This is a genomic window from Clostridium sulfidigenes (genome assembly GCF_000732635.1).
In the GTDB taxonomy this organism is placed as follows: Bacteria; Bacillota; Clostridia; order Clostridiales; family Clostridiaceae; genus Clostridium_J; species Clostridium_J sulfidigenes.
Window position 1 is genome coordinate 1 of record NZ_JPMD01000037.1, and the last position, 16580, is coordinate 16580.

15 protein-coding genes, 2 tRNA genes and 1 other RNA gene are annotated in these 16580 nt (G+C 29.2%); 3 read left to right on the forward strand and 15 right to left on the reverse strand.

The genetic code is table 11. From position 1 onward, the window contains the following. Positions 1-424: 424 nt before the first annotated feature. From IO99_RS14300 to IO99_RS14330, 8 genes are all read right to left on the reverse strand, one after another. On the reverse strand, positions 425-2119 hold the full coding sequence (locus IO99_RS14300) for a M3 family oligoendopeptidase (RefSeq protein ID WP_035134625.1): 1695 nt from the start codon (positions 2117-2119) through the stop codon (positions 425-427). Positions 2120-2290: 171 nt separating this feature from the next. Further along, on the reverse strand, positions 2291-2551 hold the full coding sequence (locus IO99_RS14305) for a pro-sigmaK processing inhibitor BofA family protein (RefSeq protein WP_198028598.1): 261 nt from the start codon (positions 2549-2551) through the stop codon (positions 2291-2293). Between the two features lie 106 nt (positions 2552-2657). Continuing rightward, complete coding sequence (locus IO99_RS14310; protein ID WP_035134629.1) at positions 2658-2939, reverse strand: DUF2508 family protein; 282 nt, start codon at positions 2937-2939, stop codon at positions 2658-2660. A gap of 219 nt (positions 2940-3158) precedes the next feature. Beyond that, on the reverse strand, positions 3159-3755 hold the full coding sequence (gene recR, locus IO99_RS14315) for a recombination mediator RecR (protein WP_035134631.1): 597 nt from the start codon (positions 3753-3755) through the stop codon (positions 3159-3161). Between the two features lie 14 nt (positions 3756-3769). Next, positions 3770-4108 carry a YbaB/EbfC family nucleoid-associated protein gene (locus tag IO99_RS14320; protein ID WP_035134633.1) on the reverse strand — a complete coding sequence of 113 codons (339 nt, stop codon included), beginning with the start codon at positions 4106-4108 and terminating at the stop codon, positions 3770-3772. Between the two features lie 90 nt (positions 4109-4198). Then, the gene (gene dnaX, locus IO99_RS14325; protein ID WP_035134635.1) at positions 4199-5833 is read right to left on the reverse strand and encodes a DNA polymerase III subunit gamma/tau; all 1635 of its coding nucleotides are present in this window, start codon (positions 5831-5833) and stop codon (positions 4199-4201) included. A 282-nt stretch (positions 5834-6115) separates the two neighbouring features. Beyond that, positions 6116-6381: signal recognition particle sRNA large type (gene ffs / locus IO99_RS18795), an RNA gene on the reverse strand. Between the two features lie 2 nt (positions 6382-6383). After that, a tRNA-Ser gene (locus tag IO99_RS14330) sits at positions 6384-6473 on the reverse strand. A 170-nt stretch (positions 6474-6643) separates the two neighbouring features. On the opposite strand from IO99_RS14330, the gene IO99_RS14335 reads away from it, so the two are divergent. Continuing rightward, a complete protein-coding gene (locus tag IO99_RS14335) occupies positions 6644-7342 on the forward strand; it encodes a TIGR00266 family protein (RefSeq protein ID WP_341349099.1) in 699 nt (232 codons plus the stop codon). 84 nt (positions 7343-7426) lie between these two features. Here the strand turns inward: IO99_RS14335 and lgt are convergent, their stop codons facing one another. The 4 genes from lgt to IO99_RS14355 form a co-directional block, all read right to left on the reverse strand. Continuing rightward, positions 7427-8203, reverse strand: a complete 777-nt coding sequence (gene lgt, locus IO99_RS14340) for a prolipoprotein diacylglyceryl transferase (RefSeq protein ID WP_035134637.1) — start codon at positions 8201-8203, stop codon at positions 7427-7429. Positions 8204-8252: 49 nt separating this feature from the next. Further along, positions 8253-8477, reverse strand: a complete 225-nt coding sequence (locus IO99_RS14345; RefSeq protein WP_035134638.1) for a (2Fe-2S)-binding protein — start codon at positions 8475-8477, stop codon at positions 8253-8255. Between the two features lie 2 nt (positions 8478-8479). After that, positions 8480-8932: a tRNA adenosine(34) deaminase TadA gene (tadA, locus tag IO99_RS14350; protein ID WP_035134639.1), complete on the reverse strand. Its 453-nt coding sequence runs from the start codon at positions 8930-8932 to the stop codon at positions 8480-8482. A 59-nt stretch (positions 8933-8991) separates the two neighbouring features. After that, positions 8992-9068, reverse strand: a tRNA-Arg gene (locus IO99_RS14355). 297 nt (positions 9069-9365) lie between these two features. Between IO99_RS14355 and IO99_RS14360 the strand changes: the two genes are divergently transcribed. Continuing rightward, positions 9366-10754, forward strand: a complete 1389-nt coding sequence (locus IO99_RS14360; RefSeq protein ID WP_035134640.1) for a pyruvate carboxylase subunit B — start codon at positions 9366-9368, stop codon at positions 10752-10754. 141 nt (positions 10755-10895) lie between these two features. Beyond that, positions 10896-11783, forward strand: coding sequence for a phosphatidylserine decarboxylase (locus IO99_RS14365; RefSeq protein ID WP_035134641.1), 888 nt, complete (start codon positions 10896-10898; stop codon positions 11781-11783). A gap of 17 nt (positions 11784-11800) precedes the next feature. Here IO99_RS14365 and IO99_RS14370 read toward each other — a convergent pair whose 3' ends face one another. The 3 genes from IO99_RS14370 to IO99_RS14380 all read right to left on the reverse strand — a co-directional run bounded on the left by IO99_RS14370 (position 11801) and on the right by IO99_RS14380 (position 15954). Beyond that, on the reverse strand, positions 11801-14089 hold the full coding sequence (locus tag IO99_RS14370; protein ID WP_035134642.1) for a methyl-accepting chemotaxis protein: 2289 nt from the start codon (positions 14087-14089) through the stop codon (positions 11801-11803). Positions 14090-14532: 443 nt separating this feature from the next. Further along, positions 14533-15390 (reverse strand): phage major capsid protein, encoded by an 858-nt coding sequence (locus tag IO99_RS14375; RefSeq protein WP_035134643.1) that lies wholly within the window; start codon positions 15388-15390, stop codon positions 14533-14535. 3 nt (positions 15391-15393) lie between these two features. Then, the gene (locus IO99_RS14380; RefSeq protein WP_035134644.1) at positions 15394-15954 is read right to left on the reverse strand and encodes a DUF4355 domain-containing protein; all 561 of its coding nucleotides are present in this window, start codon (positions 15952-15954) and stop codon (positions 15394-15396) included. Positions 15955-16580: the final 626 nt, after the last annotated feature.

Below are 16580 nucleotides of genomic sequence, written 5' to 3' on the forward strand. Positions count from 1 at the left end.
CATTTAAATGCTACCTTATCCTAATATTGATACACTAGGTAAAGTATTAGTTTATATTCTATTATTTTTACTATTTATTTAAAATATAGTATATCAATTTGAATTTTTATTATAGGTAAGCACACAACAACATCATTATTACTGCTGCTTATTATAATGTATTTAGTCTTATTATCAAAATACTAATTCCCTTGAAACCCGCATGGATAAAACAACTATTTAACTAGTTAACTAGTTAAATAGCTAAATAGTTAACTATATAAAAGGTAACCTATATAAATATTTATATATTTTCTTCTATAAAACCTTGCCATATATTGACTACTGTAATTTTTTTTTTTAGAAATATACCTATCTAGCAAATACATTATCATAAAAAAATGATGTAGTGATTGTATTCATCACTACATCATTTAACTTACTATTAAAGATTTTTATCATCTATACTTCCTAAGTATTTATCTATCTCACCAGTTACTGAGCTTACGCATCCTTCTTCAAATGGTGAAATTAAATTAGCATGTTTAACTAGATTTACAAATGACATTGTACCTCCAACATTACATAATCTTAAATAATCTTCCCATGCTTGTTCATGATTATCTTGATCTTTTTTCCAAAATTGAAGAGCACATATTTGAGCTAGTGTATAATCTATATAATAAAATGGACTATTAAATATGTGTGCCTGTTGGAACCACCATCCACCTCTTTCTAAGAAATCACATTCTTCATAATTTTTATGAGGTAGATATTTTTTCTCAATATTTCTCCATGCCTTTTTCCTTTCATCTGGCGTAGCATCTGGATTCTCATATACAAAGTGCTGGAATTCATCTACTGTTACACCATAAGGAATAAATTTAATAGCATCTCCTAAATGAGAGTATTTATATTTAGCTTCTTCATCTTCAAAGAAAAGTTTCATCCATGGCCAAGTGAAAAATTCCATGCTCATTGAGTGAATCTCACAACTCTCATAAGTTGGGAAGTTACATTCTGGAATAGAAATCCATCTACTTCTATAACATTGGAATGCATGACCAGCTTCATGAGTTAATACATCTACATCTCCTGAAGTACCATTAAAATTTGAAAATATAAACGGTGATTGATAGTTTGGTATATAAGTACAGTATCCGCCACCTTGCTTGCCCTTTTTAGTAACTAAATCCATTAAGTCATTTTCTATCATGAAATCAAAAAATTCTTTAGTTTCAGCTGAAAGTTCAGAATACATGTTTTTACCATTATTAACTATCCATTCTGGATTTCCTTTAGGTTTAGCATTTCCAGTTAAAAATTCAAACTTTTCATCATAATATTTAAGTTGATCTAACTCTAACCTTTCTACTTGTCTTTTATATAGTTTATTTGCTATCGGTACTATATAATCTTTTACTTGATCTCTAAATTTACTTACCATTTCTGAATTGTAGTCAGTTCTTAACATTCTCACATATCCAAGTTCTACAAAGTTTTTAAATCCAAGCTTATGTGCTATAGTAGTTCTAACCTTAACCATCTCATCATATAATCTATCTATTTCTGTTTCATTATCTGTAAAGAACTTATACTTAGCTTCACTAGCACGTCTTCTCATATCTCTATCTTCTGACAATATAAATGGAGTTAATCCAGATAAGTTTCTTTCTTCACCTTCAAACATAATTTTAGCTGAAGCTATAAGTTTACTATATTCTGATGATAGTTTATTTTCTAATTGTAAATCCTTTATTACTTCTTTAGAAAATGATTTTATATTATATTCTGCTATACTAAAGAATTGTTTTCCAAATTCTTTTTCTAATTCTAATCTGAATTTACTATTTACAATAACTTTATAAAATTCTGAGTTTATTTCGTTATATAGAGGATCATATTCATCCCAATATTCTCTTTCTTTACTATAAAACTCATCCTCAGTATTTATACTATATCTTATGTTAGCTATAGTACCTAAAGTAACTATTTCATTTCTAATTTCATTAATTTCATTAATAAGCTCTTTAACTTCGATTATACTGTTACTCTCATTTGTTTTATCTATTAGACCCATTAATTTTTCTTTTATTTTTTCATAATTTGGTCTTTCATATTTAAATTCATTAAATCCCATATATACACCCCCATTTGATAAATAAATTCTACCATTTTAAAAATATTCTGTAAATACATTTTTTGTTTTTTTTAAAATTTATATATTAATTTCCTCAATTATATCCATCAGTTTAAAAAGGAGCGTAGCTACTAACTTATTAAAAAGTTATTTTACCACACTCCCTTTTCCCTATCTAAGATAATTCAATATTATTAAGAATAACACCCCTGGTATACCAAGTATTCCAGCTATAAGTGCTGTTATTGCATTAATAGGTATTACTAGTCCAAAGTTTCCACCTACTAAATTTATTAACCACAATAATATACCACCAGCTATTCCATTAACAATTAAGTTTAATAGAACCTTTAGTGGCCATGCAAATATTTTACCAATTATAAATATTGCAACTATAGCTATTATAAAAAATATAATGTTTGGCATATTCATCCCCCTTATAATTAAAATTATTTTAGTAATCATTAAAATAAAATCTTATGCTTAATTCTTAAATAATTTTATCTATTAATAAATTTATTAGTTATTTTACTTTATATTACCACTTATTGCAATAATTTAATTCTTCTATCATACAATCAACACTCACTGTTATTCCACTTTTCTTTGCTTGGTTTAGAAAATATACATATTTAGCTTTAGCTTCATCTTCTTTATATATAGATATATCTATTAAACTTTTATCACTAACATTATCGAAGCAACTTTTAGCAACTTCAATTTCCGTTATTGAGTCCTGTATTCCTTTTATTATTTCACGTTGCTCGGGTGTATAAATATTCTTAGCTAGTATTGTCTCTATTATTTTATCTCTGTTCATAATAATACCTCCATTATATATACTTAAATATATTTTTGACATATAATGGATGAGATATACTTGTTATTTGAATTGTATGTTATATAAACAGAGTTATTTGCTTCAGAGGAAGTTTTACTCCCACTTTGAAGAGGATGAAGTGTTAGAGCTGGTAGTCATCGGATAAAAAAGACTTGTGAAAATATATCTACTATTCTCACAAGTCTCCTGTATAAATAATTATATTTCTTTTCTACCTTCTAGGGCTTTAGATAAAGTAACTTCATCTGCATATTCTAAATCTCCACCTACTGGAATTCCATGAGCTATTCTTGTAACTTTAACTCCAAAAGGTTTTAATATTTTTGATATATACATGGCAGTTGCTTCACCTTCTATGTTAGGATTTGTTGCAACGATGATTTCCTTTAAATCATTATTTACCCTAGTTATCAATTCTTTTAACTTTATGTCATCTGGTCCTCTACCTTGCATTGGAGATATTGTGCCATGAAGTACATGATATACCCCATTAAATTCTCTGACTTTTTCAATGGTCATTATATCTTTAGGTTGCTCAATTACACATATTGTACTTTTATCTCTGTTAGGATTTGAGCATATAGCACATGGATCGCTATCAGTAAAATTTCCACATATTGAACAATACTTTATTGTACCTCTTGCCCTCACTAATGCATTAGCAAATTCTTCAACCTCATCTTTAGGAAGATTTAAAACATGCAATGTAAGTCTTTGAGCAGTTTTACTCCCTATCCCCGGTAGCTTTCCAAATTCCTCAATTAGTTTTTCTATAGCTATAGGATAAAAATCCAAATTAGTCACCTCTATTAAAACATTCCTGGTATATTAAGTCCACCAGTTAGTTTTCCCATAGATGAATTAGTTTCTTCTTCTGCTTTCTTCAAAGCTTCATTTACAGCTGTTAAAACTAAATCTTGTAACATTTCTACATCATCTGGATCAACTACTTCTGGTTTGATTATTATATCTTTTAATTCTTTTTTACCAGATACTCTTACTGTTACAGCTCCACCACCAACAGATGCTTCAAACTCTTTATTTTCTAAATCTTTCTGAGCTTCCTCCATTTGTTTTTGTAGTTTTTGTGCTTGCTTCATTAAGTTATTCATATTTCCACCCATTCCTGGAAATCCGCCTTTTGCCATTGTAATACCTCCTAAAAATTATATTTCATTATAACTAGTATATAATATTATATTATAATGTAACCACCAATTTATTAAAACCTTTAAATTTTATTCATCACATATTTCCACTAATGCCTCGGGAAATATATCTGATAGTATTTTTTCTTTATTAACTTCCCTATTTATATTATCATTTTCTATTTCATAAATAACATGAACCTTCTCATCTAATACCTCTGAGAATATATCATTTATAATCTTTCTATATTCTTCTCTTTCAAGTCTTTGTTTATGAAAATTATATTCCTTTGTAAAGCCGACGGTAATAACTCCATTCTTGAATTTCTGAACTTTTCCCATCATTAACGCTGTAGCTATTACCATATTATTTTTTTGCTTAAGGATATTTTGAATATCTTTAAAAGATTTTCTAATAATTTCAACATTTAGCTTACTTTCTCCTGCTGCAATTGGTAATTCTATATTTTCATTATTAAGCTCTACTGGTTTGCTTGTTTCAACTTTATTTATACTTGGATTTATTTCTGGTCTTATTTCCTTTACTTCTTTTATTGCACTTTGTACTGTAATATTCCCTGATGCAATTTTATCCTCTAATCTATTCAGTCTAGCTAATATAGTTTCCATAGAGGTATCATATTTTATCTTACACATTTTTATTATTGCTAGTTCTAAATATATTCTAGCCTGCTTTGTACCCTTAGCGCTATCTTCGGCTTCTTGAAGTATACTTATACACCTCATGATTTCCTCTACTCTAATTCTAGTGCTTTGATTTTTTATACTTTCTATGTTTTCAATAGACATATCCAATACATCTTCTAAATTATTACTTACATTTATCATTAATAGATTTCTCATATGAGTAATCAAATCTCTAATTAGTAAGTTAATATCTTTTCCATCCAATATTAATTTATTTACTACTCTTATGCATCCCTCTGTATCTCGATTTATAACATTATCTACTATAGTCACCATGCTGTCATTAGTAGTTATTCCTAACATATCTACTAAATCCTCATATCTAACTATATTGTTTATTGATATAGCTTGATCTAATATGGATAAAGCATCTCTCATTGCTCCATCACACATTCTAGATAATAACCTTAAGCTACCTTCTTCAATGTTTACTGATAATGAATCGGTTATTTGTTTTAACCTTAAAAATATATTTTCACTACTTATTCTCTTAAAATCAAACCTTTGACATCTTGATAATATTGTTATAGGAAGCTTTTGAGGATCAGTAGTTGCTAATATAAAAATTACTCTACTTGGTGGTTCTTCTAATGTCTTAAGAAATGCATTAACTGCACCAATAGATAGCATATGAACCTCATCTATGATAAACACCTTATACTTAGCTTCTTGTGGTGGATATTGAACATCATCTATAATATCCCTTATATTATCAACACTGTTGTGAGATGCTGCATCTAGCTCTGTTACATCTATAGCTGTACCCTGGTTTATACTTTTACACATTTCACATTCATTACATGGTTCACCTTCTATAGGGTTTAAACAATTTATTGCCTTTGCAAGTATCTTTGCTGTTGAAGTTTTACCCGTTCCTCTAGTTCCGCATAGTAAGTATGCATGAGCTATCCTATCGCTTTTTATGGCATTTTTAAGCGTTGTAGTTATATGCTGCTGCCCAACTACGTCGCTAAATAATTTAGGTCTCCACTCTCTATAAAGTGCTTTATATCCCATGTATCCTCACTCCTTACATTAAAATTTCTAAATAAATATATATCTACAATACTTCTTAATTATTTATTCTACTCAAAAATAATTCTTATCTTATCTATTATAATACTTCTCATAGTTATATTCTATATTCTTTACTAACTTATATTAAGTAATCAATTATATATATCTAGTTTTTCTAAAATATTTCAATATAAACTAACTCATTTAATTTATATTTCAAATTAACTATTTAAAAAAGGATAAAAAAAAAGATGTCTTTAACATCTTAAATAAAAAATAAAGTCGTACACCTTGCTTCGATAATCAGTTTATATGCGTTACCTATACAGTTAACTCAAACCAGGTTAATCCACGGCACATGGAAGGTCTCACTTATCGCTGCTTCCTTCCAGACCTGACGAGGTTCATGAGTTTCCATTGCGTGGGACCCAGTTATCAACGCCACTTATATAGGCCAGACCATACAAATTGATACCTCAGCAAGGAATTCAATCCTGCTGTAGCGGATTGCAGGTTACAGGGCACCGCTAACTCCCCATCTAGTACGACATGGCGGAGAGAAGGGGATTCGAACCCCTGATAGAGTTGCCCCTATACACGCTTTCCAGGCGTGCTCCTTCGACCACTCGGACATCTCTCCATATCGTGTATTCATTATTATACTATTTAAAATCATTACTTTCAAGTAAAACTTATTTAAAAATATATTCCAATTGTAGTATAATTTCATTAGGATTAACAAAGTTTTCAATTTAAATTAATAATATATATATACTTATCATAAAATAATATAAATGGAGGTAGTTGTTTATGATTAATTATGAAATTAAAGGTGGTTCCATGCCAGTAGCTATCTGTTACCTAAATAGTGGAGATAAAATTGTCTCTGAATCAGGAGCTATGGGTTGGATGAGTGACAATATAATTATGGACTCTAACATGAAAGGTGGCCTATTTAAAAGTATAGGAAGATCTCTATCAGGAGAAAGCTTATTTTTAAATACCTTTACTTGCTCAGGAAATGTAGGAAAAATAGCATTCCCATGTTCTGTGCCAGGTAGAATAATGGCTAAAGAGCTTCAACCTAATGAATCTATAATTTGTCAAAAGGGTGCTTTCATGGCAGCTGAAGATTCTGTAAGTCTTAATATTCATTTTAAAAAAAGATTCTCTAGCGGCTTATTTGGTGGCGAGGGTTTTATCCTTCAAAGAATAACTGGTCCTGGAACAGTTCTTTTAGAATTTGATGGTCATGTTGAAGAGCTTAACTTAAATCCTGGAGAAATAATAAAAGTAGATACCGGCCATGTAGCTGCTTTTGAACCAAGTGTAAATTTTGATATTGAAATGGTTAAGGGACTAAAAAACATATTCTTTGGTGGTGAAGGCTTATTTTTAACAACACTAACAGGCCCCGGAAAAGTATACCTTCAAACTATGCCTCTTCAAAATTTAGCAGGTAAATTGTCTTTTTATCTTAATACCGGTAGCACTAATTTAAGAGATTAAATATCTTTATAGTGCCAAATAAAAATAACCTTTTAGATAATCAATATTTACAAAAAATATCTTATTATCTAAAAGGTTTAATTTTTAAATATGTGTAATTGTACTATTCTTCTTTCTGTATATTATTATAAGCCCTACAATCCATATAAGTACTCCTATAATACTTACAATTTGAGCTGTTCTAAGCCCAAACATCATTAAGCTGTCTGTTCTAAGTCCTTCTATAAAAAATCTTCCTATAGAATATAGTCCTATATAAGTTAAAAATACAACTCCATTCTTTTTAACCTTGTGTAACATATAGAATAGTATAAAGAACACTACTAAATTCCAAATTGATTCATATAAAAATGTGGGATGATAGTAAGTTCCATTTATATTCATACCACTTTGTATGAACTCCGGAAACTTACTTATAAAAGCTTCTGTTACAGGTCCACCATGTGCCTCTTGATTAAAGAAATTCCCCCATCTTCCAATGGCTTGGGCTAATATAATACATGGTGCTGTCATATCTAGTGCGGATGAAAGCTTTATACTTTTTCTCTTTGTACATATATACACAACTATTACTGCTGCAATTAGTCCTCCATGAATAGCAAGGCCACCTTGTCTAATATTAAATATATCCATCAAATTATCCTTATAATATCCAAACTCGAATAATACATAATAAAGTCTTGCACCAATTATGGAAATTGGAAATGCAATTAAGAATATAGTTAATACATCATCATAATTTATCCCTTTTAATTTACAGGTATATTGACTTAATAAAAGCGCTAACATGGTACCTGAGCATATTACAATTCCGTACCACATAACATCTAATCCAAATATACTTATGGCTACTGGATTCATCTATTCCCCTCCTTAATCCTTTTTATATTATTATAATCTATATAATTAATTATTTGTATTCTTTTAGTAATTCTTCTATAGTATGTTTACATCTCGTTCCCTTACAACTTCCTGTTCCAGCCCCTGTTGCCTTTTTTACGTCTTCAAAAGATTTAGCTCCATCAGCTATTGCCTTCTTTATAGCTGCTCTAGATACTACTTTACAGATACAAACTTTAGTATGTTTATCTAGTACGGCCTGTCTTAATGCCTCCTGTTTTGCTTGTTCTTCCATCTTTACAGTTTCTCCTTTCTCTTTTCTTTGAAAAACTCTTGTAGTAAATTACTACATTCTTCATTATAGAGCCACTTAATATTAACCCAATGATTTAAATTTCCACTTTGAGTAATATTAAATACTGAGCCACATCCTCCAGCTCTGGGGTCAAAAGTTCCAATATATAACCTTTTTATTCTGCTTTGAACAATAGCACCAGCACACATAGGACATGGTTCTAATGTAACATACATATCACATTCATTAAGTCTCCAATCTCCTATAGCTTCTGATGCTTTTTTTATTGCAATAATTTCTGCATGGTTAGTAGGATCATTGGTATTTTCCTTTATATTATGACCTGTAGCTATTATTTTATTGTTTTTTACTATTATTGCTCCCACCGGAACTTCATTTTTACTCTTTGCAATTTTAGCTTCAATAATTGCTTGTTGTAAAAAATAATTATCCATAACTTACTCCTCTTTATTATATATAAAAAAAACTTAGTAAAGCAAGCCTTACTAAGTTTTGGTGCGCACGAGAGGAGTCGAACCTCCGGCCTTCCCCTTAGGAGGGGGATGCTCTATCCTGCTGAGCTACGGGCGCATATTACCTAATCTTTATTATAATAATATATTTATTCTTCGTCAATAGATTAATATCTATATTTTACTATGAACCTATTATCTTAATGTTAATTAATCAACCTATATAAACTATTTAAAAATAATATATCTATAGAATTTATTATTTTCATGATTATATGCACATAATATAAAAAATCTTTTAACTTTATATATTTGTCAGAAAAATAAATGATTTATTGCAGATTTTTATTTAAATCTATGTTAAAATACTAATATATTGTGATTTTGCAACAAAAAATTCAGAGGTGATTTTATAATGAAGAAGATTAACATAACCGAAACAGTTTTAAGAGATGCAAATCAATCTCTTATTGCAACAAGACTTCCTTTTGAAGATTTTGCACCTATTCTTAAAGATTTAGATGATGCAGGATATTATTCATTAGAGTGTTGGGGTGGAGCAACCTTTGATTCTTGCTTAAGATATTTAAATGAGGATCCATGGGAGAGATTAAAGAACATAAAGAAAATAGTTACTAAAACCCCTCTTCAAATGTTATTACGAGGACAAAATATTTTAGGATATAAACACTATCCAGATGACGTAGTTAGAGAATTTATTAAAATGTCTGTTTATCACGGTATGGATATAATAAGAATATTTGATGCATTAAATGACTTTGCTAATATAGAAGTTGCTATGAATGAAACTATAAAGCAAGGTGCTCATGCACAAGGAACTATAGTTTATACTGTAAGTCCAATCCATGATGTTAAAAACTATACTAAACTAGCAAAACAACTTGAAAATATGGGGGCAAACTCTATTTGTATAAAGGACATGGCTGGCCTTATAATGCCTTCTATAGCATATGACATAGTTAAGAGTATAAAGGAAACTGTTAAAATTCCAGTATTTTTACACTCTCACAGCACAAATGGTATTGCTGAAATGGCTTACTTTAAAGCTGCAGAAGCTGGTGTAGATGGAATTGACTGTTCAATTTCTTCATTCTCTAGTGGTACAGCTCAACCTCCAACAGAATCTATGCATCATGCACTAGAAACTGCTGGATTTGAAACAGGTCTTAATATAGGTACCTTAACTCAAATTAATAATTTCTTTAAACCAGTTAGATCAAAAGTTTTAGAAGCTGGATTACTAGATCCAAAGGTATTAACGCCTCAGCCTGAAGGGCTTACAAACCAAATACCTGGAGGAATGTTATCTAATATGATTTCTCAACTTAAAGCTCAAAACTCTATTGATAAACTTGATGCAGTTCTTGCAGAAGTTCCTAAAGTAAGAGAAGACTTAGGATTCCCTCCACTTGTTACTCCAATGAGCCAAATGGTTGGAACTCAAGCTACAGTTAATGTATTAACTGGTGAAAGATATAAAATGGTTCTTAAAGAAGTTAAAGCTTATTGCAGAGGAGAATATGGTAAAGCTCCTGGGGAAATAAATGAAGAAGTTCTTAAAAAAGCTCTTGGAAATGATACTCCTATTGAAGGAAGATATGCTGATACTTTAGAACCAGCTTTCCAAAAGACAAAAGAAGAACTGAAAAATATAACAACCAGTGAAGAAGATGTTCTTTCTTACTTAGCTTTCCCACAAATAGCTGAAGAGTTCTTTAAAAAGAGAAGTGAAAAACCATCTAATGATGATATGAGAAAGCTAACTAATAGCGAAGTAATATAAATAAAAAAATATTAAATTTATTCAAGTATCTCCAATTAAGATATATGGTTATATCTTAATTGGAGATATATTTATATATCTAATATATTTTCTGTTATAATATCATTATGTTAAATTTAAGACAAACCTGGAGATGATTTTATGATAAAGTACTATGATAGAAAAAAGAAGACCTATTATAAAGAAAATGTAGCTGGTGGAAATATACTTAATTTTATGTATAGTAACCCAGTTGCTAAAACTTTTATACCCAAAATTGCAAGTCGAAAATTCTTAAGTAAGCTCTATGGAATGGGCTGCGATAGTAAGTTTAGTAAAAAATATATACACCCCTTTATAGATAGATTCAACATAAATATAGATGAATATGAAAAAAATATAGATGAATATAGCTCCTTTAATGACTTTTTTTATAGAAAACTTTCAAAACACAGTCGTAATATCTGTAAAGATGATGAATCATTTATCTCTCCCTGCGATGGTAAACTATTAGCTATAGAAAAAATTGATGAGAATTCTAGCTTTACAGTTAAAGGATTTAAATATACCCTTAATGAGTTATTGCAAAATGAAGAACTAAGTAAGAATTATTCTAATGGTACTTGTTTAATATTTAGATTATGCCCAACTGATTATCACAGATTTCACTTTGTTGATTCCGGAACTTGTTCTAAATCCACATTTATAAAGGGTAAATATTACTCAGTTAACCCCGTAGCTCTTGAAAATATAAGTAAGGTTTTTTCAGAAAATAAAAGAGAGTATAGTATTCTAAAAAGTGATAATTTTGATGATGTTATCTACATAGAAGTAGGTGCTACCTTTGTTGGTTCTATTATTCAAACCTACTCCTCATCATCCAAAATTAACCGCGGAGATGAAAAAGGTTATTTTAAGTTTGGTGGCTCAACAGTTATAATTATACTAAAGGAAAATATATTAAAATTAGATGAAGATATATGTTATCAAAGCAATTTAGGAGTAGAAACCTCTGTATATATGGGAGAAAAAATAGGAGTAAGAATTTAAATTCTTACTCCTATTTTTTATAATCTAAACTTAAGTGTAGTATTATTTAATTTATCTGCATTTTCCTTATTTTCTATAGCAGTACTTTTTATACTCTCAATATTTCCTACTATATCCATAGTTTTAGATGATATAGATGATACTCCCATAGCTCCCTCTGTAACAGTTACTGATACTTCATCTATGGCAGTAACAATTCCTTCTATAGCTTGATTTAGTACTGCAGCTTCACTGCTAAACTCATTCATAAAGTTGTTGAATTGATCTGCATCTTTTTCGTATAAAACTCCTTGCTCTATATTTTTATCATAATCATTAATTACTTGTTGTTCTATGAAATTGCTCATGCGCCCAGCACTAAGAGCCAATTCTTCTACAGATTTATTTACTATTTTAACTATTCTTTGTATATCTGCTGCTGTTTTACCAGACTCTTCAGCTAACTTTCTAACTTCATCTGCAACTACAGAGAACCCTCTTCCTGCTTCTCCTGCACGAGCAGCTTCTATTGCAGCATTTAAAGCTAATAAATTAGTTTGTTGAGTTATCTTAAGTATAGAATCAGCTAACTTATCAATCTGCTTAACTTCCTTAGAACTTGTTATAGCAACTTCCAACTCACTTTTTACACTATTATAAATATCATTGGATTTTTCTTTAGATTCTATAGCACTAGCTTTTATGCCCTGAGCTCTCTTAAGAATATCCTTAGTTATTTCATATCCTTCTAATGCTTCACTAGCTATATTCTGTACACTCTTTATCATTTCAGTAGAAGATGCAGCAATTTCTTGAGAAGTTGCTGATGTTTCTTCTATACCAGATGATACACTTTCAGTTTCAAATAATGTTTCATCAGCTTTAATTTTTAATGACTCTGTAGATTCTTCTACTATATTAGCATTATTAGTTAATACTTCAGTAGTTGCTGCAATATCTCCAACAACTTCCCTTAACACTTCTCTCATATTTATAATAGATCTATATATAAGACCTATTTCATCCTTAGACTTAATTATAGCTAAATTATCATTAGTTAAATCTAACTTAGCTGTTTTATTAACCAAAGCGGCAACAGTCACTATAGGATTTATAATTACATTTGCCATTACCATTATTATAATAGAACCTATAATAACTATAGCTAATGCTACTAATGCTATTTGTTTAACCATTGCTATTACCGGTTTTCTTATTTCATTACTATTAGCATCTATAACCATGGTCCAATTTGTTCTAGGTACTAATCCAAAAGATGACATTACTTTATTCCCATTTATACTATATTCTACTGATCCAACTTCTACATTGCTTCCCTTCATAGCTTTATCTACTATAGCCTTTATTTCAGGTATATCTATTGTTTGCCCAATTTTTTCTTTATTTGGATGATATATTATATTTCCTTTTTCATCAATTAGATATGCATAACTACTTTCTATCTGTCCAATTTTTATATTTTCAATATAGGTAGAAAAACTCTCAGCATAAACATGTAATGCTATATATCCTACACATTTACTATAGTTAGCTTCATCTAATACAGGATACGTAAATACTAAAACTCCTTTATCACCAGCAACAGATTTAATTGTATTACTTATCCACTTCCCCCCACTAGAACTCGTACTGTGATAAGAATTATCAACTTCATTAGCTCCAACTAAGGATTCTTCACTATCAGCTACTATATCACCTTCAGGGCTAACTAATGATATTCTGTCTACATGTTTATTACCAGATATATATGACTTAAAGACTTCATTTATATTTTTAACATCTTCTTTACTATTTTTTTTCTGAGCATAATTTAATAACACATTAAGATTATCCTTAGAATTTGATAGAGCAAAAGCCTCATTGGTAACCTTATCCATCATAACAGATATAGTTTGTATAGATGATGTAGTTATACCCTCCATATTTTCTGTACTCTGACTTGAAATCGTCTTTGAAGAGTTTATGTACATAATAGCACTAGTTATTATCATTGATACTATTGTAAGGCCTATCATACTAATTAATATTTTTCTTTTAACACTAGTTCCTTCAACCTGTAATTTTCCTTCTTTATAAACCTTAGCTGTGGATTTTATACTGTTTATATTATTACTTATATCATTAATTTTATCCTTATCTATTTTGTTACTTTTTCTAATTTTTTTACTAATGGAGTTTTTATATCTAATTGTAATTTTGCTAAATGCATTCTTAATACTTTTGCTTATATTTTGAGATGTACTTTTTAAATTAAATGAACTATGTTTCCTTTTTTTTAAAGTCTTATCAGACTTTCTTTTAAACATAAATATACCCCCATATATTAATAATTTATATAGTAATTATCGTGTGTAAAAATCTATACTAAATACATATTATACATATTATGTATTTAGTATTAAATATATTTATCTATAATCAAATTAGTTGAATTATATAATAATTTGCATACATAAACTCGTTATATAATTATTATATATGAATTTTCCTACATTTTAAGTCGAAATTTATCATATACCTCTCATATATTTATATAAAAATAAAAAAGCCATTGCAAATTAACTGCAATGACTAAATATGGCAGGGTGTGTAGGAAGGTAACCTAATTTATTATTAATACATTTAAACTAAAATAACCTATCATAACCTTAGTAATATCAAGGTTTCATGATAGGTTATTTATTCTAAATTAAATATATATTATTTTTATTTATTTTAGGAGAATAGTCACCGTTTGGTCACCTAAATATTATACCTTAGGTATCATTATTGAAAAAGCTTCATCTCTTAAAACTTGTGATGCAATTCTCATAGTAACCCTTAGTCCCATAAGATCATCTTGTCCTAAATTAACACTTGTACCATCTTCTAAAGTTAATGTACTCTCTCTAAGCACCTCATATTGAATATCTTGTAATACACCAAGTCTTAAATAATCAAAGTCACCAGTGATTAATGGTGTCTTTGTATTATCAAAATGCGTTGTGTATTCTACTGGTGTAGAGTAAATATTATTTACATCAGTAACTAATTGAGTACCCATAGTTGTTTTAAGATTTCTTAATTTAGTCTTTGTTTTTGGTGCTTGAATCAATACTGTTGGTGTAAAGCCACTTTCTTCAACTTTTCCTAAAGTATTAGATATATCAATCATTATATCATCAGTTTCAGTAATCCCGTTAGGTGTACCAACTGAAAGTAATGTCTTTTTAAATGGATTTGCAGCATCTCCAGTTAATATAGTTCTATCAATTACACTATAGAAACTTTCTGCAATTGCATCTTTAAGATCTTCAAATAAATTTGCAACCGGATCTGTAAGAGCTTCTCTTGAGGCAGTCATTATTATGGCTATCTTTTTAGCTTCTAATGTCACTGGAACTATTGAGGGTTTTCCAACTTTTATTTTTTCCCCTTCACCAACCCATGTGGCACCAGGAACATTAATTACAACTGGTATTGTTTTTTTAGGTGTTGTCATAGGCTCAACCTTTGCATATTTCATACAAATAGACCCTTGCATTATTTGCTTTACTATCTCATTACTTATTTCAGTTGGGATAATCCCATCTAACTGTTGACTTAAAATTAAATCTGTATCTGCCATATATTATCTTACTCCTTTAACTATCCGTTCAAAGTCACTCATCTGATTACTTACATTAATAGGATTATTTCCACCTGGAATATAAGAACTTAATTTTAATCTATTCTCAACTTCTCCATTAACGTACTTAACCATTAGTTCTTTGAACATTTCTATATTTTTTATTGTTTCTCCCGTATCATCACCAGCTAAAAAATTAACCATTTCAACTGGTATATTTGATTTTATTAACAATTCTTGATATTGCATTTTTAATTCCAGTTGTTGTTTTTCTTCATTAGCTTTTTCAAGAGCTGCATTTATTTCTTCTATTTTTATCTCGGTATCTGTTTTTTGTGGATACCTTTTATTTATTTCTTCTTCAACTAAGTTATTTAAATTCTTTTCTTTCCATGACTCAATGCCTTTATCAAGTCTTTTATTAACCGTTTTATCTACGACGCTATCATAATAGCCTTTAATATCTAAGTTATTCTCCAATGCACTTTTAAATTGTTCTAGAGTTACCTCACCAACCGAATTATCAACAGTTGACTTTTCACTTTGATTATTTACTTCTTCCATCTTTTGTTTACTCCTTTCACCATAGACTTTTACACCTATGACTTTTAAAAATTATTAAAACTGTAATCTTGGTTTTTCAAAAATATTATAGAAATTGTGTAACTGGTCAACGGGGTATTTATAGACCTCCATTTTAGAAGGTACCCTACCACCTACATTATTAATATTTATACATTAACATTTGTATATTATTCAATTGTATTCTAATAAGGAATACCAATAATTACATTAAAATGGCTTAATCACTATGTTATATGTTTTATACACTTAAAAAGGTGACTACATAAGTGACTATAAGTATTCAAGACTTATTAATAAATTAATAATATACATATATCATACATTACTATACATAAACCAATATTACACCTATATTATACCATAAACCTAGCTATATAGCCATTCTATGAGGTTGTTGTGGTTATTTGCATCTGGTGTCCACATCTGTCCAGGTCAGCCTATAAGTATAATGTATGTTTATTCGTTACACTTAATCGATATGTTACATTATTGTTACACTATATTATATATTACTGTAACACCAGTTAACCCCTTGGTATTAGCCACCTATACCCTATCACTGTTACAGTGTTACATTATATTATATATATAAATATTTAATTAAA